Origin of the sequence: Bacillus sp. CHD6a (assembly GCF_001293645.1) — a bacterium.
Lineage (GTDB): Bacteria > Bacillota > Bacilli > Bacillales > Bacillaceae_I > Sutcliffiella_A.
On sequence record NZ_LBMD01000019.1, the window covers coordinates 13,585 to 39,258 of the forward strand.

The 25,674-nt window shown below is 38.9% G+C and carries 27 protein-coding genes and 2 riboswitches; of the genes, 6 read left to right on the forward strand and 21 right to left on the reverse strand.

Annotation, left to right across the window (positions count from 1 at the left end; genetic code table 11):
• Nucleotides 1–143 precede the first annotated feature (143 nt).
• Nucleotides 144–344, reverse strand: coding sequence for a hypothetical protein (locus tag AAV98_RS14170; RefSeq protein WP_442853685.1), 201 nt, complete (start codon nt 342–344; stop codon nt 144–146).
• Nucleotides 345–695: 351 nt separating this feature from the next.
• On the opposite strand from AAV98_RS14170, the gene AAV98_RS14175 reads away from it, so the two are divergent.
• The gene (locus AAV98_RS14175; protein ID WP_060666207.1) at nt 696–878 is read left to right on the forward strand and encodes a YkvS family protein; all 183 of its coding nucleotides are present in this window, start codon (nt 696–698) and stop codon (nt 876–878) included.
• Between the two features lie 48 nt (nt 879–926).
• On the opposite strand, the gene AAV98_RS14180 is transcribed toward AAV98_RS14175, so the two are convergent.
• From AAV98_RS14180 to queC, 7 genes are all read right to left on the reverse strand, one after another.
• The gene (locus tag AAV98_RS14180) at nt 927–1,241 is read right to left on the reverse strand and encodes an AbrB/MazE/SpoVT family DNA-binding domain-containing protein (RefSeq protein ID WP_060666208.1); all 315 of its coding nucleotides are present in this window, start codon (nt 1,239–1,241) and stop codon (nt 927–929) included.
• 82 nt (nt 1,242–1,323) lie between these two features.
• A complete protein-coding gene (locus tag AAV98_RS14185; protein ID WP_060666209.1) occupies nt 1,324–1,992 on the reverse strand; it encodes an oxidoreductase in 669 nt (222 codons plus the stop codon).
• 59 nt (nt 1,993–2,051) lie between these two features.
• Nucleotides 2,052–3,065 (reverse strand): DUF3231 family protein, encoded by a 1,014-nt coding sequence (locus AAV98_RS14190; RefSeq protein WP_060666210.1) that lies wholly within the window; start codon nt 3,063–3,065, stop codon nt 2,052–2,054.
• Nucleotides 3,066–3,329: 264 nt separating this feature from the next.
• Nucleotides 3,330–3,827, reverse strand: coding sequence for a preQ(1) synthase (queF, locus tag AAV98_RS14195; protein ID WP_060666211.1), 498 nt, complete (start codon nt 3,825–3,827; stop codon nt 3,330–3,332).
• Between the two features lie 18 nt (nt 3,828–3,845).
• The gene (queE, locus tag AAV98_RS14200; RefSeq protein WP_060666212.1) at nt 3,846–4,565 is read right to left on the reverse strand and encodes a 7-carboxy-7-deazaguanine synthase QueE; all 720 of its coding nucleotides are present in this window, start codon (nt 4,563–4,565) and stop codon (nt 3,846–3,848) included.
• The gene (gene queD, locus AAV98_RS14205; protein WP_060666213.1) at nt 4,562–5,002 is read right to left on the reverse strand and encodes a 6-carboxytetrahydropterin synthase QueD; all 441 of its coding nucleotides are present in this window, start codon (nt 5,000–5,002) and stop codon (nt 4,562–4,564) included. Before queD ends, queE begins: the two co-directional genes overlap by 4 nt.
• Nucleotides 4,999–5,670, reverse strand: a complete 672-nt coding sequence (gene queC / locus AAV98_RS14210) for a 7-cyano-7-deazaguanine synthase QueC (protein ID WP_060666214.1) — start codon at nt 5,668–5,670, stop codon at nt 4,999–5,001. The genes queD and queC overlap by 4 nt, the downstream gene beginning before the upstream one ends.
• 128 nt (nt 5,671–5,798) lie before the next feature.
• A riboswitch (PreQ1 riboswitch) is annotated at nt 5,799–5,844 on the reverse strand.
• A gap of 130 nt (nt 5,845–5,974) precedes the next feature.
• Here queC and AAV98_RS14215 point away from each other — a divergent pair.
• Complete coding sequence (locus AAV98_RS14215) at nt 5,975–7,306, forward strand: DUF2254 domain-containing protein (protein ID WP_060666215.1); 1,332 nt, start codon at nt 5,975–5,977, stop codon at nt 7,304–7,306.
• A 62-nt stretch (nt 7,307–7,368) separates the two neighbouring features.
• On the opposite strand, the gene AAV98_RS14220 is transcribed toward AAV98_RS14215, so the two are convergent.
• From AAV98_RS14220 to AAV98_RS20760, 3 genes are all read right to left on the reverse strand, one after another.
• Complete coding sequence (locus AAV98_RS14220) at nt 7,369–7,827, reverse strand: hypothetical protein (protein ID WP_060666216.1); 459 nt, start codon at nt 7,825–7,827, stop codon at nt 7,369–7,371.
• 17 nt (nt 7,828–7,844) lie between these two features.
• Nucleotides 7,845–8,609 carry a hypothetical protein gene (locus tag AAV98_RS14225; RefSeq protein ID WP_060666217.1) on the reverse strand — a complete coding sequence of 255 codons (765 nt, stop codon included), beginning with the start codon at nt 8,607–8,609 and terminating at the stop codon, nt 7,845–7,847.
• A 120-nt stretch (nt 8,610–8,729) separates the two neighbouring features.
• Nucleotides 8,730–8,849 (reverse strand): DUF6254 family protein, encoded by a 120-nt coding sequence (locus AAV98_RS20760; protein ID WP_010193219.1) that lies wholly within the window; start codon nt 8,847–8,849, stop codon nt 8,730–8,732.
• Nucleotides 8,850–8,957: 108 nt separating this feature from the next.
• Here AAV98_RS20760 and AAV98_RS14230 point away from each other — a divergent pair, with 108 nt between their 5' ends.
• Together AAV98_RS14230 and AAV98_RS14235 are read left to right on the forward strand one after the other, a co-directional pair.
• Nucleotides 8,958–9,566: a CPBP family intramembrane glutamic endopeptidase gene (locus AAV98_RS14230; protein WP_082380901.1), complete on the forward strand. Its 609-nt coding sequence runs from the start codon at nt 8,958–8,960 to the stop codon at nt 9,564–9,566.
• 65 nt (nt 9,567–9,631) lie between these two features.
• Nucleotides 9,632–10,033, forward strand: a complete 402-nt coding sequence (locus AAV98_RS14235; RefSeq protein ID WP_060666219.1) for a hypothetical protein — start codon at nt 9,632–9,634, stop codon at nt 10,031–10,033.
• A gap of 679 nt (nt 10,034–10,712) precedes the next feature.
• Here AAV98_RS14235 and AAV98_RS14240 read toward each other — a convergent pair.
• The 4 genes from AAV98_RS14240 to AAV98_RS14255 all read right to left on the reverse strand — a co-directional run bounded on the left by AAV98_RS14240 (nt 10,713) and on the right by AAV98_RS14255 (nt 15,456).
• A complete protein-coding gene (locus tag AAV98_RS14240) occupies nt 10,713–11,735 on the reverse strand; it encodes a YkvI family membrane protein (protein WP_060666262.1) in 1,023 nt (340 codons plus the stop codon).
• 110 nt (nt 11,736–11,845) lie between these two features.
• Complete coding sequence (locus AAV98_RS14245; protein ID WP_060666220.1) at nt 11,846–13,051, reverse strand: homoserine dehydrogenase; 1,206 nt, start codon at nt 13,049–13,051, stop codon at nt 11,846–11,848.
• Nucleotides 13,039–14,121, reverse strand: coding sequence for a homoserine O-acetyltransferase MetX (gene metX / locus AAV98_RS14250; protein ID WP_060666221.1), 1,083 nt, complete (start codon nt 14,119–14,121; stop codon nt 13,039–13,041). Before metX ends, AAV98_RS14245 begins: the two co-directional genes overlap by 13 nt.
• Before the next feature lie 15 nt (nt 14,122–14,136).
• Complete coding sequence (locus AAV98_RS14255) at nt 14,137–15,456, reverse strand: O-acetylhomoserine aminocarboxypropyltransferase/cysteine synthase family protein (protein ID WP_060666222.1); 1,320 nt, start codon at nt 15,454–15,456, stop codon at nt 14,137–14,139.
• Nucleotides 15,457–15,526: 70 nt separating this feature from the next.
• Nucleotides 15,527–15,640, reverse strand: a riboswitch (SAM riboswitch).
• Between the two features lie 659 nt (nt 15,641–16,299).
• Between AAV98_RS14255 and AAV98_RS14260 the strand changes: the two genes are divergently transcribed.
• The gene (locus AAV98_RS14260; RefSeq protein WP_060666263.1) at nt 16,300–18,432 is read left to right on the forward strand and encodes an ATP-dependent Clp protease ATP-binding subunit; all 2,133 of its coding nucleotides are present in this window, start codon (nt 16,300–16,302) and stop codon (nt 18,430–18,432) included.
• Between the two features lie 498 nt (nt 18,433–18,930).
• Here AAV98_RS14260 and AAV98_RS14265 read toward each other — a convergent pair whose 3' ends face one another.
• The 5 genes from AAV98_RS14265 to AAV98_RS14285 all read right to left on the reverse strand — a co-directional run bounded on the left by AAV98_RS14265 (nt 18,931) and on the right by AAV98_RS14285 (nt 24,299).
• Entirely contained in the window at nt 18,931–19,263 is a 333-nt protein-coding gene (locus tag AAV98_RS14265; protein WP_060666223.1) for a hypothetical protein, read from the reverse strand.
• A gap of 79 nt (nt 19,264–19,342) precedes the next feature.
• Nucleotides 19,343–20,242: a polysaccharide deacetylase family protein gene (locus AAV98_RS14270; RefSeq protein ID WP_060666224.1), complete on the reverse strand. Its 900-nt coding sequence runs from the start codon at nt 20,240–20,242 to the stop codon at nt 19,343–19,345.
• Nucleotides 20,243–20,368: 126 nt separating this feature from the next.
• A complete protein-coding gene (locus AAV98_RS14275; RefSeq protein WP_060666225.1) occupies nt 20,369–21,859 on the reverse strand; it encodes a UDP-N-acetylmuramoyl-L-alanyl-D-glutamate--2,6-diaminopimelate ligase in 1,491 nt (496 codons plus the stop codon).
• 172 nt (nt 21,860–22,031) lie between these two features.
• Nucleotides 22,032–23,726, reverse strand: coding sequence for a M3 family oligoendopeptidase (locus tag AAV98_RS14280; protein WP_060666226.1), 1,695 nt, complete (start codon nt 23,724–23,726; stop codon nt 22,032–22,034).
• A gap of 126 nt (nt 23,727–23,852) precedes the next feature.
• Nucleotides 23,853–24,299, reverse strand: coding sequence for a MarR family winged helix-turn-helix transcriptional regulator (locus tag AAV98_RS14285; protein ID WP_060666227.1), 447 nt, complete (start codon nt 24,297–24,299; stop codon nt 23,853–23,855).
• A 278-nt stretch (nt 24,300–24,577) separates the two neighbouring features.
• Here AAV98_RS14285 and AAV98_RS14290 point away from each other — a divergent pair, with 278 nt between their 5' ends.
• The gene (locus tag AAV98_RS14290) at nt 24,578–25,309 is read left to right on the forward strand and encodes a ZIP family metal transporter (protein WP_060666228.1); all 732 of its coding nucleotides are present in this window, start codon (nt 24,578–24,580) and stop codon (nt 25,307–25,309) included.
• Nucleotides 25,310–25,342: 33 nt separating this feature from the next.
• Here AAV98_RS14290 and AAV98_RS20950 read toward each other — a convergent pair whose 3' ends face one another.
• Entirely contained in the window at nt 25,343–25,516 is a 174-nt protein-coding gene (locus AAV98_RS20950; RefSeq protein WP_082380902.1) for an aspartyl-phosphate phosphatase Spo0E family protein, read from the reverse strand.
• Between the last annotated feature and the right edge of the window lie 158 nt (nt 25,517–25,674).

The following is a 25,674-nucleotide window of genomic DNA, read 5'->3' on the forward strand; positions in this document are numbered from 1 at the left end:
CCCCGCAGGCTTGCCGAGGAGGCTCCAGCAGCGCCCCTAGGAAAGCGAAGCCATTTGCGGAAATCAACAGCGGTGTCTACCTAAACCTAGAATAAAGTACTTTCTCAGTGGCCCCATAAAAAGCTGGCTCGATCCGCTTCTTTTTAGCTTCTTGCTTCTTGCATATATTGATAGACTACTTCAGCATTGTGCTTGGCAATGCCTCTATAGTGTTTAAAGTCCTCACGAGCAACCAGCACTTTACGAAAAATCATGAAATCCTCTTTTTGAATTCTATATTCAAAAAGCTCTCCATTTTTAAGCTTGTCCAATATTTCTGTTGCTAAATTTTCATTCACCATCATCACTCCATCATTCTAAAATAATACTTTCTATTTTAACACTGTTGACATGATGTGAAAATAAGCAGCAAAAAAACCCCTTCTAAGAAGGGATTCCATGGGGGATAAGGAATAAAATGAATGGGGCAATTAGGTAGCCCTATTATTATATATGCAATTCATCCATTTACGGTCACAAAGTAAAACAGAATAAATTAAAAGAAAATTTAGAAAAAATTAAGATGAAACTATTTACGTTTCTGCAAAAATAATGCAAACTGTATGTAACACTTTTTATATCCACTATTTCACAAAAATAAAAAAACCAGACAGAGCATGAAGCTGTCGGTTAACACTATTTAGGGGGAGATATCGTTGAAAAAAGCAGAAGTGGGCAACATCATAGAATTTCGTGAAGGTCTTCAAGGGGTGGTAGAGAAAGTAAATGAAAACTCTGTCATAGTGGACCTAACCTATATGAACAATTATCGTGATTTAGAATTAGAGCAACGAACTGTCGTTAATCATAAGAACTATAAGATTGTGAGATCCGTATAAATAAAGCCAAAAAAGACTTCCCAAAACACCAAGGGGAAGTCTTTTTTACTAACCTATTTCCTCTTCTAGAATTTCCAAAACCACGGCTGACTTCTCCATGTCAAGGCGAACAGAAAAATGTGTTTCTTCGTTAATATTTAAATTGCGCCTAATTTCAATAGGAATATTAACCTTTCCGTTGTTGGAGACAATGGATTCATTAAAAATGTGTTCTTCATTAATTGGTTTCATGACTAATCCTAAAGGTTGTTCCATAATCATCAAGACATCGCCATCGGAAATATCAAGTTGTTCTCTTATTGACTTGGGAATGGTTAAATGGCCAGATTTACGAATTCTTCTAAGCTCTTTCGTTTGGCTCATAATGGACACTCCTATTTTTTATTTCTTATTCCCTGCTATGATGAAATGAAAACGAACTTTGCCAATTAAGATATAATTAGGGTCAAAGGTCACCTATTTGTGCTATAAGATCAGATTCCACTATATGAACACCTTTTCTGCCATCTTTTAAAAATCTTACCATTGCCTTCGCCACTGTTTGTCCATGAACAGACCGATATTTTTTCAACTTCCCACGCAATACAGGCTGAATGACAGTGCCTACAACTTCCCCGACTCTTTCCCCTAGTCGAAACTCCTCTCGATCTCCAAGAAGTAAGGAAGGCCTAAAGTAATAGGTAGACGGAATGCCAATTGCCGAAACGGCTTGTTCCATCTCCCCTTTTACCTGATTGTAGAAGAATCTAGAATGTTCATCTGCTCCAATAGCTGATACTACAGCAATTCTGGTTACTCCATTTTCTTTGGCGAGACGGGCTGCTTCTACAACGTAGTCAAAGTCCACTTTTCGAAAGTTTTCTTGTGAGCCTGCTTTTTTCTTAGTGGTCCCTAAACAAACATAGAGATCATCGACCTTAAAATGTTCCTTATAATCAGACATATTTTCAAAATCCATTTTCACTTGAGTTAACTTAGGATGAGTTTCAGTTGTTTGTTTTCTTACAAATGTGGTAAGGTTTTCGTAATCAGAATTTTGCAAAATCTCTTTCTTTACGTATGCTCCTACCAAACCGGTTGCACCTATTAATAAAGCGCTTCTATTTGAGTTCATATAAGGTTCTCCTCTACCTTTGTTATTTACTTTATAACAGAATTAGCGGTTTCCTACAACTATTCCCGCTCTTGGGACAATTGCTTTCTATCAGCTGTTGAAGGTGGTTTTTCCATCCAGCGATTGTTAACCATAATGTCAGCACCTGACTTTGCAAGTAATGCTGACTCTGAAGAAAGTTTTTCATATTTGATTGCGAGATCTGTCCGTTGACTTGCAGAGAAAGCTGTAGCATAATTCCCAATTCCAGCTGCAATCATCAAGCTATTATGAAACATCATTAATTTATCTGAAAATGGCGGAATGTGAGAAGCAGTTACGGAATAATCTGCTGCCATAGGTGCTTGAATATCATCCTTCAGCAATAGATCTACAAAAGCTTTTATATGAGAATGAGCTAACTGTTTCGCCTTTACCATAAACTCACGAACGTCACTGCTGACAGCTGTCTGGGAAAATGCGGTACAAAGAAGCATTCCAATCTGGTTAGTCTCAATATTCATACTTAGATGCGTGACTTCAATTGTGTTTAATGTCCGTTTGTTTACTAAAGGATTCAAGCCGCTGAAATATTTTTTGTCTTCTACTAAATATGCTCGATCAGGAATAACCGTATATGGCTTCTTAATATATATACCTCTTTCTAATAGAAGGTCTGTTGTTATATCAAGAATTTCAATAGTTCTTTCCAGGAATGTCGTAAAGAGCGTTCTGATATCTTTTATGAATACTGCACTTAGACTTGCGCTGTATGTAGCCATTCCAATCTTAGCCATTTGGAGTATATAAGATAGTTGGAATTCGTCTGAAAATAGTCGTGGTGCTTTAAGATTTATATCATTTTCCGAGAACGCAATCGGCAGAGGATGTTTTCCTTTCCAGAAAACGGCCTTTAGTTCACTTTCATTTGTAGATGCTACGTCGTATGCTTTTGCAATTATTTCTCGGATTTGCTGGTCTTCTACAGTTTCGAGAAAGTATCGTAAGACGCATACTGACATAGAGTTGTTTAAGTATAGTGTCCATAATGTGCTGGTTTCTGCACAGGACCATTCTGTTGTATGGTTTGTCATAGTTGTGCCCTCCTCATTTAATGTTATTATTTTCATTTTGGGGGGGTTTTAGTATTAGTTCTGATTCTTTTTAATCCAAAAAATTAAGTTGCTTGTTAATCTCCGCTGTTGATTTCCGCAAGTGGCTTTGCTTTCCTAGGGGCGCTGGTGGAGGCTCACGGACCGCCCGCAGGCAAGCGAAGCGCCTGGAACGGAAATCAACTGTATTTAAAACTTGCTTGATAAAAAAGAAAACACAACCGGAGCTGTGTTTTCTTTAGTGATTTATCTGTTATCGATTTTTTCTGGGTAAAGGTCATGGTTCATTAGGCGGTATTGTGCCATTTCCTCATATTTTGTTCCCGGTTTACCGTAGTTGGTATACGGATCGATGCTGATGCCGCCACGCGGGGTAAATTTGCCCCATACTTCAATATAGCGTGGGTCCATCAATTCAATCAGGTCGTTCATAATAATATTCATGCAATCCTCATGGAAATCTCCATGGTTACGGAAGCTGAATAAGTACAATTTTAATGATTTACTTTCTACCATTAACTCACCTGGGATATAGCTGATATAAATGGTCGCAAAATCCGGCTGATTCGTTTTTGGACATAAGCTTGTGAATTCTGGGCAATTGAATTTTACAAAGTAATCTCTGTTAGGGTGCTTGTTTTCAAAGGTTTCCAACACATCGGGGGAATAGTTGAACAAGTAATTTGTCCCTTGGTTCCCTAGCAATGTTACACCTTCTAACTCTGTATCTTTTCTTCCTGACATGTACAATCTCTCCTTTTATTAAACGCCTCGTTTGTTACCCCATACTAGTGTGTGCAGCTGTGGTAAGACACGAACGTTATTCATTTCATCATCTTTCATTACTTGGTCAATCAACCACTCATATTTAGACAACAATTTGCTGACTAATTTTTCATCATCCTCTGTGGTGGTATCATCATTTCCGACTTGTACATAGAATGCTACATCCGGATGCTCTTTGTGAACTTTCTTCGCATAAGTCAAATCGTCCTCATCAAATACCACTACTTTTAGAGAAACACTACTTTTATTAACTCTTTCTAGAAGGTCATTCAGTATCGAAAAGTTGGTATCCATTCCGGAGCTTGGTGGTTTAGGCGAGATGGTTAAATCATCTATTTCCTTTAGCCAATCTTGCCACTTGCTTCCTTGTGTTTCAAGCGCCACCTTTATCTCGTTCTGATGCAGGATGCTTACAAGGTCACCTATATTTTTTAAAAGAGCTGGATTTCCTCCAGAAATAGTGACGTGATTAAAAGCTTTCCCACCAATCTCACACAATTGACGATAGATGTCTTCAGGGGACAACATCACAATATCATCCTTAGCAGTGCCGTCCCATGTGAAAGCAGAATCACACCAAGAGCAGCGGTAGTCACACCCAGCAGTCCGCACAAACATCGTTTTCTGTCCAATAACCATTCCTTCCCCTTGGATCGTGGGGCCGAATATTTCTAAAACTGGTATCAGGCTGCTCATTGCTTTTTCCCCTTCTTTGGTCGATAAATACAATAACTTGTCGGTGTTTCTCTTACATATACTTGAAGACAGGTTGGTTTAGAAGGCAGCATCTCCAAATGATTTTCTATTGTTTCCCACATGACTCTTGCCACCACTTCTGTTGTTGGAAAATAATTCGGGTCCTGGTCATTAAAGACATCTTTATGGTCATTAAGAACGGTATGATCGAACTTATCATGCAAAAGCTTTTTTAACACTTTAAAATTAACAAGAAATCCAGCCTCATCTAATTCGTCTCCTGCAACTGTTACATTGACGAAGTAGGTATGACCATGTATTTGTTTGCATTTCCCGGCAGCATCTGTTGGAACAAAATGCGCCGCTGCTATTTGCATATCCTTATTTAACTCATAACAATAATCATGTTGTACTTGTGGATAAATTTGTTGCATCATGAAGATACAACTCCTTTTTCTTTCTTAACAAGATAGTCATCCAACCCACGTTTTCTTAGTTTACATGCAGGGCACTCTCCACATCCGTCCGCGATAACCCCGTTATAGCAAGTTAAGGTCTTGGTCCTTACAAAGTCCAGGGAATTTAGATCGTCTGCCAGTTCCCAAGTTTCTTCCTTGTTCAGCCACATTAATGGAGTATGGATGACAAATGGGTAATCCATAGAAAGATTTAAAGTCACATTCATAGATTTAATGAAAACATCGCGGCAGTCGGGGTAACCGCTGAAGTCTGTTTCACATACTCCTGTTACAATATGTCTTGCACCTATCTGTTTAGCTGCAACTGAGGCAAAGGATAGGAATAAAAGGTTTCTTCCATCTACAAAGGTACTTGGAAGTTCCCCATCTTTTTCTTCAATTTCAATATCATCTCTTGTAAGAGCATTTGGTGTTAGTTGTCCTAGTAGGGACATATCAAGAATTCGATGTTTTACTCCAAGTTCTTTTGCTATGTTTTTCGCACATTCAATTTCTAATTCATGTCGTTGTCCGTAATGGAACGTAACTGCTTCCACTTCATCAAATTCCTTCAGTGCCCAAATTAGGCAAGTAGTGCTGTCTTGACCACCACTGAACACGACCATCGCTTTTTCCTGTTGCTTCATCGTGTCTTCACTCCCTTAATCTTCTTAATCTATAGTCATAGAAAAAACGCTACCCAAAAATAATGGAGGCTAGCGCATAACATCAGAAAAAATAAAAAAACTATATCCTAAGGAATATAGTTTGGTATCTGTCCTTAGTTTTTTATAGAGGGTATTTGCTAGAACCTCTCCTTACACCATAATCGGTGTAAGACTTTATTCAATTTAACTTTGTTACTATAACATATTAAGATAAAATATTCTACTTTTTCTTATGTGAATGATTGGTATCTATTCCAGGGTATCTAATAAAGGAGTGTAAATAATGGCACGGTCTGTGAATATGTTGCGTTTAAGAACCAATTTTTGGTTCCTGCCCGTTTTTTATGGCGGGGTCGCACTTCTATTAGCAATTGGAACGCTTCTATTAGATCATTATTTTATGGCAGGGAATGTCGGAAAACTACTTCCCTCCATATTCTTATCAAATATTGATCTTGCACAAACAATACTAAGCTCAATAGCTTCTTCTCTCTTAACAATGACAACCATTACTTTTTCAACTATCCTTGTTGTTTTAACTACTTACTTGTCGCAGTTTTCTCCAAGAGCCCTGCAAAATTTCATAACGGACCATGCTACCCAAAGAGTTCTTGGTATTTTTACAGCAGGCTTTATCTATTCCATTATTCTGCTGTTATTTCTTAAAGAAACAAGAGAGGAACAGCTTTTTCTTGTTCCATCCTTTGCAGTCGCTATCGCCATTCTTTGTCTTATTGTATTCGTATTTTTCATTCAACATGTCACAACTTGGATTCAAGTAAGCAATTTATTACATAACATAACCGTGGAAACATTGGAATGTATGGAGGAGTTGTTTAACGATAGTGCCACCTCCACCCATGATGCTCCCTGGGATGATTGGGAGAGTAAAGAAATCACCACAAAAGAACCCATAACCGTCATGTCTAACAAACCTGGCTATGTACAGTATATTGATATAGATGCACTCGTAAAAATTGCATATGAAACAGATTGTATTGTTCGTGTGGAAAGACAACAAGGCGATTATATAAATGAGCATACACCTATGCTTTCCATTTGGGGTTCAGGGGAAAAAATTAATAAAGAGTCCTTCCGATCTTTGATTACCGTTTCCGTAGCAAGAGCGCCACTTGAAGATGTAGAATTTGGAATTAGGAAGGTGACAGAAATTGGAGTAAGGGCACTTTCACCAGGGATAAATGACCCAAGTACAGCCGTGCATTGTATTGAACAATTAGGCACGCTTCTTTCTAAACTTACTTCCATGAAAGGAATTAAGCCATTTTTCAATGATGTGCATAGAAATTTGCGTGTTATTGTAAAAACACCAGATTTCTTTCGTTATCTTGATATCGCTTTTTCTCCCATTATCCGTTATGGAAAGATGGACTTTGATGTTATCCATTCTGTACTTGATGTTCTCAAATTGGTTTCCGATCACTCTCCCTCTTATCGAAAAGAAGCTATTTGGAAGTACACATTACATACTATAGAATCAATAAAGGAAGAAAAGTACCTCGAGCTTGAAAGAGAGAGATTAAATGCAAATATTAAGGGTTTATGTTATTCCCTTGGATACGCTAAAGACATTGAAAGAATGAAATTGAAATGATTAACTAACAACTTCAAAGGGCCCTTCCAGTGACTAGGAAAAGGCCCTTTTACGAATATATGTCATCTATCCAAAATCCCCACACCCAACACCATGTTGTTCCAGAGAACACCCTCCACTTTTTCCTGCTTTTCTTTTGGACATTGAATCATGAGCACCATATCGGCATCCGATTCACGTTTCCTAAAAGATTTCTCACTTTTTTTTGTAAAATAATAATCAATCAAAAAACCTAAGACACCTCCAAACACTAGCCCAAAAAGCCCCCAGAGAATTGGACCTAAGTAAAAGATGTATCCATAAATGACCCCCAAAAGCATAAAAATGATCCCAAAAATAGCAGCTAAGTCAATAAGACTTCTCCCATCAGAACGATGCATGGAGTCAATCGCTTTTGTTTGGGTCTTAATCTTATCCAATGGTACTACTAAGATTTGCTCTTTCGTCAGGCCAAGCTCTTCTAATTCACGTAATGTAAGTTCCATTTCCATGTTGTATTCAAATGTGGCGAAAATGTACATTACTTTCCAGCTCTTTTCTATATCGGCATTTTAAACTGAATATCCTGGTATTTATCTTTCAATTCTCTAGATAAATACTTATCAATAAATTTATTGAGTTCCACTGCGCTTACATAGGAGTCATACACTGCAAAACAATAAATAGAAGGGACAAATAAGAGCCATTGAGGGACCAAAATATCCGTAGCCCCTTGGAAATTGCCAACCAATGTCATGTGAATGGCTGGAAAGACATTTGCTTCATATGTAATAATTAACCACCAAGTTAAGAAGAAGATAACGGACAAGATTCTTGTCACATAGAGATTACCTAACCCAGGGGTTAATAAAGACCAAATAATTGCAAGCAGAGGATTCTTTTTGTCAAGAACATTTATTTCTATATAAGATGTATTATTTATCAGTAGTGGAAACCCTTCATGGTAGGCTAATGTATAATGCTTATTCAATTCAATCGTAAGCCGGTAACTGTCCCATATCGAGAACACATACATGCAAATATATAATATGATCCAATGCTGGTCCAATACCGCTATCGCCTCTTCAAATCGTCCTGTCATGGAAAAGAAGATGGCTTCGTTTAAATGTGATAATGAATTAATTACTACTTCCCATGTAATTAATATGAAAGCTGTCAGGTATTTCGATAACATAAAATGCCCAAACCCTGGAAATGCAGCCCCCCACCACGCAACAACAAAAGGTTTGCGATAATGTACAAGACTTGTAGTATAAGGGCTAAAGATGCCAACATATCTCTTTTTTTCATGCTGATAACCCATATACTAAACCTCATTTCTGTAATATCTTCCAATAGTATGCATTTATACCTCCGTCAATATACACTGCTCTCCTGTAAAAAAGAGGCCATCCCAACATTCGGAATGACCATTAGTTGAAATTTACTTATTTTTTCCCGCTTCATCTGCAAGCTGTTCAAAACTCTTTACTTTTCCATGCTCATTTTGGGACTGCTTTCTCACTTTTCTCTGTCTTTCTTGCTGGCTTTTGGATTGAGTCATCTTTCCATCTCCTTACAAAATAAAAAGTATTTACAACGATAGTATGTTCGTTTATTAGATCAAGCTTTCCTGTTAAAATAAGGGCAATCACAATACTAGGAGAAATTTATGATGAAAAAGACTTATATGTTTTTGGTACTAGCAAACATTTTACTTGCTTGTAGCTTTCTGCTAACTGATTATTTTTGGACGCTCTTTCCTATTTCGTTATTCATCCTTATTATTATTTGCATAAATGAAAGGAAGTTCGAACGCCCTTTTGTGCGATCTTTTAACTTTCCTGACATCTCCTATGGTATCTTATCAGGATCCATATTATATGCACTTTTTTTAGTGACCTACTTAATACTAAAAGTACTTCCCATTCCGCTCATCAATTTTGTGGAAGAATTATATCTAATTGTAGGCCCAAATACTTGGTGGCATTACGTTGTATTGGTTCTTATCATTATTCCGGGAGAAGAAATTTTCTGGAGATGGTATCTTCAGTCTCAGTTAGTGAATAGGTATGGCAAGTTATTTGGGGTTATAGCAGGCGCCTGTCTGTATGCCTTAGCTCACATTTGGACTGGTAATCCAATGTTGGTAGCAGCCGCAGCTTCAGCAGGAGTTGTATGGGGTGCATTATATCTATGGAAAAACTCTCTTGCTCTTGTCATCATCTCCCACCTTGTATTTGATATATGGTTACTCATCATTTTTCCACTAAACTTTTGATACCCCTATTGGAAGGTTTCAGGTAAAATATATACTTATTGTGCATATTTTAGGAGGGATATTCCGTGGATGCTTTATTCTTATTTGTTATAGCCGCCATGATAGCAAGCTTTGGGATCTCAATTGTATTACGTTTTAGTATGGAGAAACTTGTGCTAGAGCCAGAAAGCTTTGCACAAATACAATCAAGGTTCTTTATCTATGTCGTTGTCATTGAAGCTCTACCAATCATTCTAATTGTTTTCGGGTTTATGTCATTGATGGAATCAGCGGTTAACATATTCATACCAATTACCATTGTGGCAGTGAGTGTGTTAGTCAATTTTATTCTTAACATAATCAAAAAGAATGAACTTGTCAGTAGTGCACCTGACCTGCAAGAAAAACTGATGACATTCTTCCTGATTGGCAACGTCCTAATGACCGCCATTCCACTAGTTGCAATCGTCGCTTCATTTGTACGATAAGACTCCAAATAGGAAGTTAGGGAGATATAAATTAAAGATTACTATCCACTCTGTTGACTGAAGTTTAAAGTGTGAGACTCCTGTGGGGGATAACTTTAGCTTGAGACCCCACAGGCGAAGCCGAGGCCACTGAATAATTTAAAACGTAAAGTTTTTATTGATTCCTAGCTGGTGATTGGAGCAAAAGGCGAAGACTCCTCGAAAATGCTATGCATTTTCTTCGTGCGATGAATCGCTACCGAAGCCTTCCTTGTCCTGAGGGAGATAGCGCTAGGTGGAGACCCCACAGGCGAAGCCGAGGAGGCTCCAGCAGCGCCCCTAGGAAAGCGAAGCCTTTTGCGGAAATCAACAGCGGTAGCTAAAAAAATTCTAAAATCAATGACTTTTTCAGTGGCCTCGGCGAAGCCGACGAGGCACAAGCACCTACCTCAGGATAAGCGAACACCTGGAACGAAAGGAAACAAGGAGTTAGAGTGGTATACGTTGAAGATTACTCTCCACCCTGTTGACTGGAGTGCAAGGTGTGAGACTCCTGTGGGGGATAACGGTAGCTTGAGACCCCACAGGCGAAGCCGAGGAGGCTCAAGCACCGTCCCACGGAAAGCGAACACCTGGAACGCAAGGAAACAGGGAGTCAAAGAGATACCCTGTGAAAAAACATGTCCAACCTTCATCCCACTCACTTCCTCACAACCAACAACACCAAAAACGCCATACTCACATACCCAAAAAACGGATACAAATGCTCAATCAAACTACCATACCCAATCTGACTAATCATATAAATAATACTCACCAACACAACCGTCACCACATACCTAGACACCCTAAACATACTCTCCAACTGCCGCTGCAACCCAAAAATATCACTCACAACAGACGTAAATATCTCCCCATAAATTACAAAAACATAAATACCAAAAAACGAAAGCATACTCAATTTCACCACTTCTGCCATCGGTATTTCAAACATATGAAAATTCGGAAGAGAAGCAATAGATATATGACAGGTCAATAAAATAAAACATAAGACCAATCCGCCAATGAAGCCGCCTCGCTTAATAATCCAATCGTCCTTTGCTTCCATTGCCAACGGGACCAGAACAGGCTGTGCCATTGCAAGATTGAATGACACATACATAAAGGGTGCCAACCACCCCTTTAAACTTTCCTTTACAGGAGCAAGACTTAAAAAAGATAACCCATTATCGGCAATGGAATTTCCCGCAATAATAACACTGAAAATGATCATGACCGGTACTACAATAACATTGACCCCAACCAGCCCTTTTACACCGAAAAGAACAACACCTACCGAGAGCACAACCGTAAGGAGTAAACCAAACTGGAATGACCAGCCGAGCTGTTCCTCAAAAACGGCACCTGCTCCAGAAAGCATCACTGCCCCTACACAAATTAAAATGGCCAACATAAAAAGATTAACAATGGTTCCTGCAGACATACCGAATAGATATTCATTAAATTCTTTATAGGAATTGGCTCTGATTCTTTTAGAAATAAGCATCATTTTTGTTCCCAGCCAAATAAATAAAAAACCACTCATAAGTATTGTAATAAAACCCATCCATCCATACTGCGTAAAAAACTGGACAATCTCTTTGCCTGTAGCAAAACCCGCCCCTACAATGGTTCCTACATACACCGCCCCTATTTGACAAGCACTAAGCCAGTTGCGTTTCACGATTGCCACACCCTCTTCTCCCTAAACATTCCACCAAAATAAAACCAGCTTGTCACATATATATGAGACAAGCTGGTAAGAAAGAAGAGAGATTTTCATCAGCCTAAAAATTATACGGTTACTTTTTTCACTGTATGTCGATAATTTCCTTTAAGTTCAAAGGAGACTACATCTTGTATTCCTAATCGAATCCTTTCCACTTCCTCTATTTCTACTACTGCCGCATGATTAGAAAAACGAGCTAAAACGGTGATGTCATAGGGAATATCTAAATTCCCATTTTTACTAAACAACACGTACTTTGACGAAGGCTTGGCATCTTCTTGATACTCTATATAAGCTGGTTTAGAATTAACAGGACGGCTTATTTGAATGATGTCTTCGAGAATGGCACTTGCCGTTGGATACCTACCTGCTCCAGGTCCTTGCAGCTGAACATTTCCTACAAGATCAGTTTCTATGGAAACTGCGTTTTGCACCCCATCGACCTGATAAAATGGGTGTTCAGTAGAAATTAACACTGGCTCTACCTTACACTGAATCCCTGTTTCGCCTTTAAATAACGTGACAATATGCCTGAAGCGCAATCCAAGCTCAGCTGCGCTTTCCACATAATCTGCAGTAATTTCTGTAATTCCCTTTCGAATAGTTGACTTTTCCTCTGGTTTTTCACCATAAATCAGCTGACTTAAAACCACCGCTTTATAAAATGCATCATACCCCTCAATATCATTGGAAGGATCAGTTTCTGCATACCCGTTTTCTTGTGCTGCTAGTAACGTTGCTTCAAAAGAAAGGCCATCTTTCCTCATGCTGGATAAGATAAAGTTAGACGTTCCATTAAATATTCCTTCAACTTTTTGAATTCGATTCACTTGCAGAAGTTGCTTTAGAGTTTGAATAACTGGAATCCCACCCGCTACCGTTGCCTCAAAACCTACCGTAACATTATTCTTTTTGGCGAGGGCAAGAAGCTCCTCGCCATGATGGGCAAACATTTCCTTATTCGCGGTCACCACATGTATCCCTTTTTCTATAGCTTGTGTTAAATAGGTGCGTCCTGGCTCACAGCCCACAATGGCATCAACTATTACATCTAGTTTTTCAATCTCTAATAGTTCTTCGTAGTTGGTTGTAAGTAGAACTCCATCTTCACGAGATTGTTCATGTTTTTCCATATTCTTCACAAGGATACCCACTACCCTCACACTTTTGCCCAATACCTCTTCTAACCTAGTTTGGTGAGATTTTATCGAATGGTGAACCCCTTTACCTACTGTGCCAAATCCAAGGATTGCAATATTTAAGTGAGACATTCTGTCACTTCCTTTCTTTCTAAAATGTTCTGGACATGATGTCCCCATTTTTCGAATTCAACAAGAAATCCATCATGCCCAAATCTTGTCTCCACATGGATATAGGCCGCATTTTTATTTCGTTTCTTTAATCTTTCAACTAAAGCTTCTCCTAAAAATGGTGGGTAGAGAAGATCCCCAGAAAAACTGAGCATACAAACTTTTGCCTCTACTTTTTCTAGCGCGTTTTGCCACCCTCCTCTTTTAAACCCGAGATCATATTGGTCCATTGCCTGAAGAAGAATAAGATAGCTATTTGCATCAAAACGGTTAGAAAATTTCTTCCCCTGATATTTTAAATAAGAGTCAACCTGATATTCTATATCCGCGCCATCTTTCTTTTCCCTGTTAAACCGGTCATTGAATAAGCTTTCCGAGCGGTAAGTGACCAGCCCTACCATCCTCGCTATCTCCATCCCTTTAATGATAGTACCTTCCGAATAGTTTCCGTTATCCCACAGAGGATCTGATTTTATCGCATGTCTTCCTATTGAATTATAAGCAAGGGCATAGTCAGTAAAATATGGTGTCACTGCCATTGGTATGAGTATTTCTGAGAATTGAGGATACAAATGTCCCCATTCAAGGACCTGCATTCCACCAAGCGATCCTCCCATAATAGCTTTTGCACGATTGATTCCTAAGTTTCGCAAAGCCTGATACTGTGAATGCACGATGTCCCTAATCGTTATAGCAGGAAAGGAAGCGCCGTACTTCTTTTTGGTTTCGGGGTTAATGCTCTTCGGCCCTGTACTGCCAGCACACCCCCCAAGAACATTCATCGTTATTACTTGGTACCTATTCGTGTCGACAAATAGCTCAGGACCAATAAACTTACTCCACCAACCAGGGTAATGATGACTTCCAACAGTACCTTGGTTTCCGGATAAAGCATGGCAAACAACAATTACCTCCCCCTCCGGATTCCCTACCCTCTCATATGCTATCTCCACATTTGATAATTTTTCACCACTATCTAAAACCAACGTTCCGATCGATACTTTATGGGTATGTTCCGTTTGACAGCTCACAAATCCCACTCATTTCTATATGTTTTGACTGACTACAGCATGTTTGGATTTTCCGGTAGCCTCAAAAAGTGCTTGATTTAGGTCATTTTGAAGATCCTTTAGCGATTCAATTCCAACAGACAAACGAATTAAATCTTCTGTCACTCCGGATTTTATTAAATCTTCACCTGTTAGCTGCTGATGTGTGGTAGAAGCAGGATGAATGATTAGCGATTTTGCATCACCAACATTGGCAACATGAGACCAAAGTTTAATACTGTCAATCGCTTTTCTCCCTGCATCCCTTCCACCTTTAATGCCAAAATTTACAATGGATCCGTTTCCGGTACCTAAATACTTTTTGGCAAGTGAATGTGCTGGATGATTTGGTAATCCAGGATAAGAAACCCACTCTACTGCTGGGTGGTCCTGTAAATATTTCGCTAATTCCAGGGCATTCTCATTATGCTTTTCCACTCGTAAGTGTAAGGTTTCAAGTCCCTGTAAAAGTAAAAAAGCATTTTGGGGACTTAAACATGCTCCAAAATCTCTTAAAAGTTGCACTCTTAGCTTCACTGCGAATGCAAGATTTCCAAAAGTCTGTGCATACTTGATGCCATTATAACTTTCATCAGGCTCAGTGAATCCAGGAAAATTTGGATGGTCCCAGTTAAACTTTCCGCCGTCCACTACAATTCCCCCAATGGTTGTTCCATGACCCCCAATCCATTTCGTTGCAGAGTGAACAACAATGTCTGCTCCCCACTTGATTGGGTTGCACAGGTAAGGTGAGGCAAACGTATTATCAATGATTAATGGTATAGAGTTATCATGGGCTACCTTTGCTACTGCTTCCACATCCAGTACACGCAAGCTTGGATTGCCAATAATCTCTCCAAATATCGCTTTTGTTTTCGGTGTAATGGCATTGCGGAAATTCTCTGGATCTGTTGCATCTACAAACTTTACCTTAATGCCGTACTTAGGAAGAGTTACAGCAAACAGATTATAAGTTCCACCATATAAATTTTCTGCAGCAACAATTTCATCTCCAGCATGCGCAATGTTCAATATGGCAAATGCGATTGCTGACATACCTGAACTTGTAGCAACTGCTGCCACCCCACCTTCTAAAAGAGCAAGTCTTTTTTCTAGCACATCTACGGTTGGATTCATGATTCTTGTATATATATTACCGAATTCATTTAACGCAAAAAGGTTTTGCGCATGGTCCGTGTTTTCAAAAACATAGGAAGTTGTTTGGTAAATAGGTACTGCCCTTGATCCTGTCGTCGGGTCTGGCGTTTGTCCTCCGTGCAATAATACTGTTTCCACATCATAATTTTGTTTGGTCATCCTTCATTCCTCCTAATTACTATTTTCCACAAAATAAAAACCCCTTCCTAAGAAGAGGTTATCATTCCTCCTCTTATCTCTCAGGCTACTTCGCCTGCAGGAATTAGCACCATCTCAAGAAAATAAATTCTTGAAGGTTGCCGGACTTCATCGGGCCTGATCCCTCAGTCACTCTGGATAAGAGTTATTTAGTTGGTTAATACGTTAAAACATAATAGTATATAATCTACGTTATTCTAAGGAGAAAAAATTATTACTAAAACTTTTTGCAATTATAGCAACTGTAAGCCCCAAAAGTCAATAAAATATTCTGAAATTTTCAACAACCCTTACTCTTCCACTAATTTCCTAAAAGCAAACTACTTGAAAGTCAAAAAAGGTCAAAGTATAATATCCATACAACCTTTAAAGGTCAAAACAAGTCAAACTTTTATCAAAAGTGAAATGCCCCCCTATAAAATGAAGCCACTGAAAAACTGATAACGTAAAGTTTTTATTGATTCCTAGCTGATGATTGGAGCAAAAGGCGAAGACTCCTGAGGGAGATAGCGCTAGGTGGAGACCCCGCAAGCGTAGAGAGGCCACAGAAAAACTGATAAAATAAAGTTTTTATTGATTCCTAGCTGTTGATTGGAGCAAAAGGCGAAGACTCCTGAGGGAGATAGCGCTAGGTGGAGACCCCGCAGGCGTAGCCGAGGAGGCTCCAGCAGTGCCCCTAGGAAAGCGAAGCCATTTGCGGAAATTAACAGCGGTTGTTATAAAAATACTAAAATCAAGACTTTTTCAGTGGCTTCTATAAAATGGATGGGGCTTATCACATCAATATGAGGAGGTAGCATGATGATGAAATGTCAAAAGTGTGAAGTGAATAATGCAACCATTCAACTTAAATTTCGCTCGAATAACGAGCAAGTACAATTAGTCTTATGCTCTTCCTGTTTTGAAGAAGTAAGAGCACAAATGAAATCTCCGACCCCAAACGGTTTTTTCTCTAACTTTCCTTTTATGAACGGAGCGTCTAATGAGAATGAAGGATGGAACGCTGCAACTCAACAATCACCTTCAGGAAACAATAAAAGTGGCAGCATACTTGATGAGCTTGGAAAAAATATAACCAATATTGCCAAAACAGGTCTTATCGATCCTGTCATTGGACGGGACAAAGAAATTAAACGTGTAATTGAAATACTGAATAGAAGAAATAAAAACAACCCTGTATTAATTGGGGAGCCCGGTGTAGGTAAAACTGCGATAGTAGAAGGATTAGCCTTGAAAATTGTAGAGGGGGAAGTCCCTTCAAAATTAAGAAACAAGGAAATTTACTTGCTGGATGTAGCTTCCCTTGTTGCGAACACGGGAATTCGTGGTCAATTTGAAGAACGCCTAAAACAAGTAATCGCAGAACTACAAAATAGAAAAAATGTCATATTATTTGTGGATGAACTACACCTTATTGTAGGCGCCGGCTCTGCAGAGGGCTCTATGGATGCAGGAAACATCCTAAAACCTGCATTGGCAAGGGGCGAACTTCAATTGGTAGGAGCAACGACATTAAAAGAATACCGTCAAATTGAAAAAGATGCTGCACTTGAACGCCGCTTCCAGCCTGTAACTGTGAAAGAACCTTCTACAGATGAGGCATTAAAAATTATTAAAGGAATTCAATCAAAATATGAGGACTACCATCAGGTTTCCTATACTGAACTTGCCATTAAAGCGTGTGTAGAGTTATCTCATCGGTATATCCAAGATCGTTTCTTACCAGACAAAGCGATAGATCTTTTGGATGAAGCAGGTTCAAGAAAAAATCTGACCTTAAATACGATTGATTTGGAACAAATTGATGCTCGTCTGAGTCAAATTGAAAACGAAAAAAAGGCCGCTCTATCAAAAGAAGATTATGAAACTGCAGCCAAATTACGGGACGAAGAAGAAAAGTTAGAAGAAAAAAGAAACTCTAATGATCAAGTAGGTTCTGAGCGAGGTCAAGTTACGTTAGAAGATATTCAACACATCATGGAAGAAATGTCAGGGATCCCAATAGGGAAATTGCAAGTTGATGAACAAGAAAAATTAAAAAACCTTGCAACAAACCTCAACAAAAAAGTTATCGGGCAAGAACAAGCAGTTAATCAGATTACCAAAGCTATTCGCAGAAGCCGTGCTGGCTTAAAAAGGAAAGAGCGTCCAATCGGTGCATTCTTATTTGTTGGACCTACAGGTGTAGGGAAAACAGAACTGACAAAATCGCTTGCCGAAGAACTCTTCGGAACGAAAGATGCGTACATCCGCTTTGATATGAGCGAATACATGGAAAAGCATGCAATTTCCAAACTGATTGGTTCCCCTCCTGGCTATGTTGGTCACGAGGAAGCAGGACAACTGACAGAAAAAGTACGCCGCAATCCTTACAGCATCATTTTACTTGATGAAATGGAAAAAGCGCATCCAGACGTTCTCCACCTGTTCTTGCAGGTCATGGAAGATGGTCGTTTAACAGACAGCCAAGGTAGAACGGTAAGCTTCAAGGATACAGTTATTATTATGACAAGCAATGCAGGAGTGACAGATAAGAAAATAACCGTAGGCTTTGAAAAGCAAGACTCTCCTGAAACGAATTCAGTTATTGAGAGCTTATCTAACTATTTCAAACCAGAGTTCCTAAACCGTTTTGATGGCATCATTGAGTTTTCACAGTTGCACAAAGATCACTTATTATCGATTGTAGATATTATGCTCGGTGAATTAACTGAGATGTTGAGACAAGAACGTGAGTGTGAATTAACAATTTCAGATACTGCAAAGGAAAGACTCATTGAGCTTGGGTACAATCCTTCTTACGGTGCAAGACCATTGCGACGGGTTATCCAAGAACATGTAGAAGATTCAATTACAGACTTATTGTTGGATGGAGATACCCTTGAGAAGATACACGTGGATGTTACAGATAATCAAATTGTAATTAGTGGAAAATAGAAATTAGTGTAAAAAAGACTGTCTGAACTGGGCAGTCTTTTTTTGTAAGATATTTCCTTTCCATGCTCATCCCTTGCCTGAGGGTCTCCTCTGCCCCTTCTTCCCGCGGGTGTCTTGGCGCTGGCGCCTTCCCTTCAATCAACTAGGCAATCTCATTCATTCTCATATAAAAAATGAGGTTTATATCAGTTACTGTAAAAGCATACCCTTTGATTTTTAGATTTTCAGCTGGTGATTGGAGCAAAAGGCGAAGACTCCTGAGGGAGATAGCACTAGGTGGAGACCCCGCAGGCGTAGCCGAGGAGGCTCCAGCAGTGCCCCTAGGAAAGCGAAGCCATTTGCGGAAATCAACAGCGATGTTAAAAAAAATTCTAAAATCATGACTTTTTAGTGTCCTCTTCGTAGCCGTAGGAGGCTCACGTCAGCCCCTTGGAAAGCGAAGCTATTTGTAGCGGCGATTAGCCATTAACAAATATTTTATATCTTAAATTTTGTTTTCTATATATCCAGTTCTCCGTTTAGGTCTAATCCAAATCCTCTTCTATAGAAGCGGAATCCCCGGCTTTTAAATTCAGGTATATAAAATTTCATTTTAGAGTCACCCAAGTTGCCGATAAATATTAAATTGTATCGGGTCAAGCCTTGAAGGGTCAATGACTTAAGCGGTTCCCTGCTATCCTTGTCAGGATCTATAATTACATCCACTAACTCCTGCTGGATGACCTTTTCATTCATGATGGAATTGGCGTTCTCCACTTTAGTCTTCGATTGACACGCCGACACATTAAACAATAGCACAATAGAAAATACTACATGAAACATACAAGCCACGATACTAACCTCCCACTCTTATCGTGACCCTAAGCTCCATCAATATGTGATTTCCCATCATTTGTTACAAAATTGTAATCTACTCTAGATCATACTCGTGTAGATGAACAAAGCTAAAACCTTGCTCCAATAAGGCCAATACAGCTTCTTTAACTCCTTCTGCTGTTTCACTTTGAGGTTGGTTCATATGCAAAATAATGATAGAACCCGAATTTGCTTTTAACATTTCTTGCGTTACCTTTTCCTTTGTAAACGTTGCTCCACCATCACCGATGACATCAAAATTGACCACTTGAACACCTAAGTCTTCGGTAATTTGAACCGCTGTATCATCATAAAATGCTGTACCCGAACGAAAATATTGTGGTATCTCTCCTGTTATCTCAAATATTTTTAATTGGTTTTCCATTATTTCTTCCACTATTTCATCTTGAGTAGAAGTACTGGAGATTCCCCAAGCACTTCTCGGAGTAACGGAAAGCGGCTTATGTTCAGTCCCATGGTTTTGAATTGTGAAGAGGGGATTCTCTGCAAGCTCTACAAATGCCTCATATTGTGCATCAATCCACCTTGCATTGACAAAGAGGTCTGCCTTTATCTTGTTTTCTACTAGAAATGAAATTAGGTCTTCATCATAACCGCTTCCATTTTCACCGCCACACGCATCCAAAGTAAGAGCGATTACTTTCTCTTCTGTTTTTAATCGTGTCTTTACCCCTGTAACATACTCTGAAAATTGCGACGACTCACCATAGACTTGTCCATTTACTTCTATTGCGAGGTCCTCCAGCTTTTGTTTTTGGGATTCTTTCTCTATGTTTACACTGTCTTTATTTTCCTCCTGCTTAGGAACATTCTTTTGTTTTTGAGCATCGTTCATTTCCTTAACATCATGTTCTGTTACATTCGTATTTGTGTACGATGTACATCCCATTGTTATTAAAAGCATAAACATAAAAACCACAGACTTTTTCCCCATTTTTCTTCCATCCCCTGTGCATTTCGACTTTATCTTCCAAGACAAAAACCAAAAAAAGATGACTAGGAAATTGGCTCACTTTAACATTAGGTGAGCCAATTAACTAGTCAGCCTAGATCCTTTTCTCTATGTTGTAGGAATGGTTTCTGTAAGTGGAAAGGCTTGTATTGCTTTTAGCGTAATTTCTTTTTCATCAAATGGAACGGATTCTTTCCCAATCAATTGATAATTTTCATGACCTTTGCCGGCAATAAGGATAACATCCCCTTCACCAGCAATTTCAACAGCACGGATGATTGCTTGTTCGCGATCAGGAATACACTCAAAGTGTTCGTGAGTCGCTCCAGCAGCCATTCCCTGTACAATTTCTTCTCCAGGTTCATCAAGAGGATTATCCGTAGTAAAAATGACATACTCTGATTTCTCAGTAGCAATTCTACCCATTTTCGGGCGCTTATCTTTGTCTCGTCCTCCACCTGTGCCGATAATCGAAATTATTTTGTGCTTAGAGAACATGCGTATGCTGTCCAACGCTTTGCCGATGGCATCTTCTGTATGAGCATAATCAATAATTACATTACGCTTATCACCAGTCTTTAAAGTTTGCATGCGTCCACTTGGGGGTGAAGTTTCTCTTAGGTGATTCAAGATGCGTTCAAATGGCATCCCTTTATCCCAAAGAACACAAATGACGGATAAAATATTGTAGACATTAAACTCCCCAACGAACGGAATTTCCATTTCATATTCGCCAAAATTAGTTTCAAGGATGAAGCTTGTCTTATCTTCAAAAAACATAATGTCACGAGCTTTGAAATCAGCATCGTTGTTAATTCCGTAAGTGATAATTCTAGCACCTGTCATTTGTATATAATCCTCAGTCGCTGCATCATCCACGTTTAAAATTGCTGCTTTGTCTTTACGGAGATCTTGGCCTAATTGAGCAAAAAGCAGACCTTTGGCGTTTTTATAATTCTCCATCGTCTCATGAAAGTCGAGGTGGTCTTGTGTTAGATTAGTGAATACACCGTTTTGGAATTCTACTCCGGCAAGACGGCCTAGAACTAGACCATGTGAGGATACTTCCATGACCACATCCGTTACACCGGCTTCCACCATATCTTTTAGCATTCGCTGCATGGTTAATACGTCACTTGTCGTATTTTTACTCTCAAATTTTTCTCCGTCTATATCAATCTCAATGGTCCCGCTTAGTCCCGTTTTATACCCTTCTTTTCTCATTACATTATTAATGACACTTGATACGGTTGTTTTACCATTGGTTCCTGTAACCCCAACAATTCGAAGTTTGGTGGATGGATAGTCAAAGAATACATTCGCCAACTGACCCAAAGCACGCTCTGTGTCTCTTACGTGTACATAGCAAACTCTCTCATCCAGTTGTTCCGGCAAGTCCTGAACCACAATCACACTTGCGCCTTTTTCTATTGCGGATGGTATGTAGTGGTGTCCATCCACCGTATAGCCTTTAATACAAACAAATACTGAATCTGTCGTAACTTGTCTAGAATCAGAAAAAATATTAGAAACGGACAAAGGGAAATCACCGTATACTTTTAGGGTTGAAACATTGGAAAATAATACATTTGTTTTCATATCAGTCACTTCCTTTTCTGATACTAAAAATGAGAATATATAGTATCTTGATAAGATCTTATGTACCTTACCGAATTTTACATCTATTTTGGTTAAAGTATACCCTTTATTCTACAAAATTTGCGGTAAAAGTGAAAGAAAAAGCTGCCGAAGAATACGACAGCTTTTTCTCTTATAACGCTTTATCATTCACTTCATTCAAATAGCTTTCAATCTCCCCGACAACTGACTCTACGCAACCATCTTCAAACGGAGAGCGAAGTCCAGCGAATTTCACTAGGTCGACAAACGACTTGCTACCACCTTGTTTGCAAAGCTCCAAATAAGAATTCCATGCAGATTCAGGATTTTCTTGTGAAAGTTTCCAGTATTGCAAGGCACAAATTTGAGCCAAAGTGTAATCGATATAATAGAAAGGCGTACGATAAATGTGGCCTTGACGTTGCCAGAACCCACCTGCTTCTAAATAGGAATTTCCATCATAATCACGGCCAGGCATATATTTCTTTTCCATTTCTCTCCAAGCTTGATTTCTTTCTGCTGGCGAAGCCTCTGGGTTTTGGTAAACAAAATGCTGGAATTCATCTACCGCCACACCGTATGGCAAGAAAGAGATTGCTCCACTAAGGTGAGAGAATTTATACTTTTCTGTATCCTCTTTGAAGAACAGGTTCATCCACGGCCAAGTAAAGAATTCCATACTCATAGAATGGATTTCACAAGCCTCATATGTTGGCCAGTTGTACTCAGGTACATCATAATCACGGCTCATATAAACTTGGAATGCATGTCCCGCTTCATGTGTTAACACGTCAATATCGCCGCTCGTTCCGTTAAAATTCGAGAAGATATATGGTGCCTTATATGTTGGGATATACGTGCAATATCCTCCAGCTTCTTTCCCTTTTTTTGCAACAAGGTCCATTAAGTTCTTATCAATCATAAATTGGAAGAATTCTCTTGTCTCTTCCGATAACTCTTCATACATTTGTTTCCCGTTCTCAATGATCCACTCAGGTGTTCCTTTTGGCTTTGCGTTACCCGTTTTGTAATTAAATCCTTCGTCATAATACTTCATGGAGTCTACACCTATTCGCTCCTGCTGCCTTTTAGCGAGTGTTTCTACTAATGGAACGATGGAGTCTTTTACTTGATCTCGGAATTTAGCCACCATCTCCGCATTATAATCAGTGCGGGTCATACGCGCATATCCTAGTTCCACGAAACTATCATAACCAAGTTTCTTTGCCATTTTAGTACGTATTTTGACGAGTTGATCAAAGATCTCATCAAACTCTTCTTGGTTCTCTTGGAAGAAACCAAACTTGGCTTCACTTGCTTGCTTGCGAACGTCGCGATCCTCGGACTCTGTATAAGGATCTAATTGAGCAAGTGTAAGTTCTTCTCCGTTAAAATTAATCTTCGCAGAAGCAACCAATTTGGAGTATTTAGTGGTAAGTTTGTTTTCAAGCTGAAGGTCTTCAATAATCGCATCATCAAATGTTTTCAATTCACATTCTGCCAAAGCAAACAGCTGTGTACCCCACTTTTCTTCAAGCTCGTTTCTAAATGGTGATTTAACCAGAGCTTTATAAAACTTTGTTTCCAAAGACTTCGTCAGCGGCTCAATCTCATCGAGGAAATCCTGTTCTACTTTGTAAAACTCGTCGTTCGTGTCAATGGAATGACGAATATAAACTAGGTTGAAATCTGTACTTAATTGATTTCGAACATCATTGATTTCCCGAATCGCTTCCTCCTGCTTTGCAACAGATTCTGCCGCCTCAAACCTCTCAACAGCAGCCATAAACCTCTTCTCTACCTCATCCATATTAGGACGAGAATAACCAAACTCTTCAAATCTCATATGTACTATCCCCTTTTCAAACAGACTTCACCTTACTTAGTATTCGACATGAATCATGAAATTCCTTGTGGGGTCTGACCCCACAAGGGAATTTTTTTGCAATAAAAAAACCAACCTATTTAAAGGTCAGTCTTTTTGTTGGGCGTTTAGGCCGAGTTTTTTGACGAGTTGGATGGCTTGTTCTTTTTCTTGTTGGGTAAGGCCGTCGACTAGGGTATGGATGTGTTGTTCGTGTTTTGGGAAAATCTCATTGAGTAGTTTTTTTCCTTCGTCCGTTATTTGTGCATAGGTTACCCTTCTGTCTTTGGGACATGCTTTCCTTGCTAAGAGTCCTTTGTTTTCCAGTTTATCCACCACATACGTGATGCTGCCACTTGCCAATAATATCTTACCGCCGATTTGCTGTAAGGGTTGTTCTCCTTTGTGGTAGAGTAGTTCTAATACTGCAAACTCAGTTGGATTCAATTTAAAGCTTTGGATAGATTGGTTCGCTTTGTCATTTAGTGCACGAAACGCTCTGGAAAGAACGATAAATAATTTCAGTGAAGTATCGAGTTCGTGTCTTTCTGCCATAAAAGTCATTCCTTTTTATAAAATATCTTGAATTAAAACTAATGGTATAGTAAATGACGTGATTCGTCAATGAAAATTCAAGAAAATGTAAAATCCTACACGAGTCCGCTTTTCTACTATTAAAGTAGACTCCTTTGCTTTCCATCACCTAAAGGCATGATGGAGCCAAACACCTTATTTTGTTTATAAAAAAATTATTGGTACAATATCGTTAGTCCATAGAAAAGGAAGTTTCTCCATTATATAACTTCCTGATATAACTAGAAAGGAAATAGATAATGTCAGAAGTGATAATAGGAAGTGTATTGGCTGCCATGTCTACAGGCTTAGGGGCCTTACCGATTTTATTTTTGAATAACACATTGACTCACAAATGGAGAGATATGCTCCTTGCATTTACAGCCGGGATCATGATGGCTGCAGCGACGATGAGTTTAATACCAGAGGCTCTTTCATATGGGGGTTTTGTTCCATTAGGAGTTGGGTTGCTTCTTGGTGTCATTACTTTGACCCTTTTAGAACGATCTATTCCTCATATAGATTTGGAGCATAATCGAAAAGGAATCGCTTTCGATCAAAAAGCAATGCTGATTGTTGCAGCGATAACATTGCATAATATACCGGAAGGACTTTCTGTTGGGGTAAGCTACGCATCAGATGCAGCAGATACCGGAAATTTAATTGCTTTTGCGATTGGATTACAAAATGCACCAGAAGGTTTTTTAGTGGCTTTATTCTTGATAAATCAGAGGATAACAAAACTGAAAGCTTTTATCGTTGCAACATTAACCGGGGCTGTTGAGATACCGATGGCTTTATTAGGTTTCTATCTCACTTCAGTTGTATCATCCCTTGTCCCATATGGACTTGCTTTTGCAGCAGGAGCGATGCTTTATATCATCTATAAAGAATTGATTCCTGAAAGTCATGGTGATGGGAATGAAACGACCTCCACCTATTCTTTCATCATCGGATTACTTTTCATGATTTTTCTAACTCAGATATTCTAACCGTCTCTGTAGGACGGTTTTTTATATGCACGATTATTTTTTTTGATATATTATTTCTTGGTATTTGTATATCAATTTATCTAAGTCCTGGCTGCACTTGACCGTTTGCTCACTTACATAACCAGTCTTGTTGGCGACTGCTATCATTGTATCTCTTTTTTCTTTAATAAGTAATAACAGTTGATCTAAATACCCTTCATAAGACATACTACTCGTCCCTTCTTCATCAAATTCCACAATAGAAATTATTACAATAATTTCTATATTTGTAAATAGAATCGCAAAGTTAGACAATTTTTTTATAGAATTAATTTATATCTATATGTAAAAAATAGGACAAAGTATCTAGTGAGAGTAGCATTTGA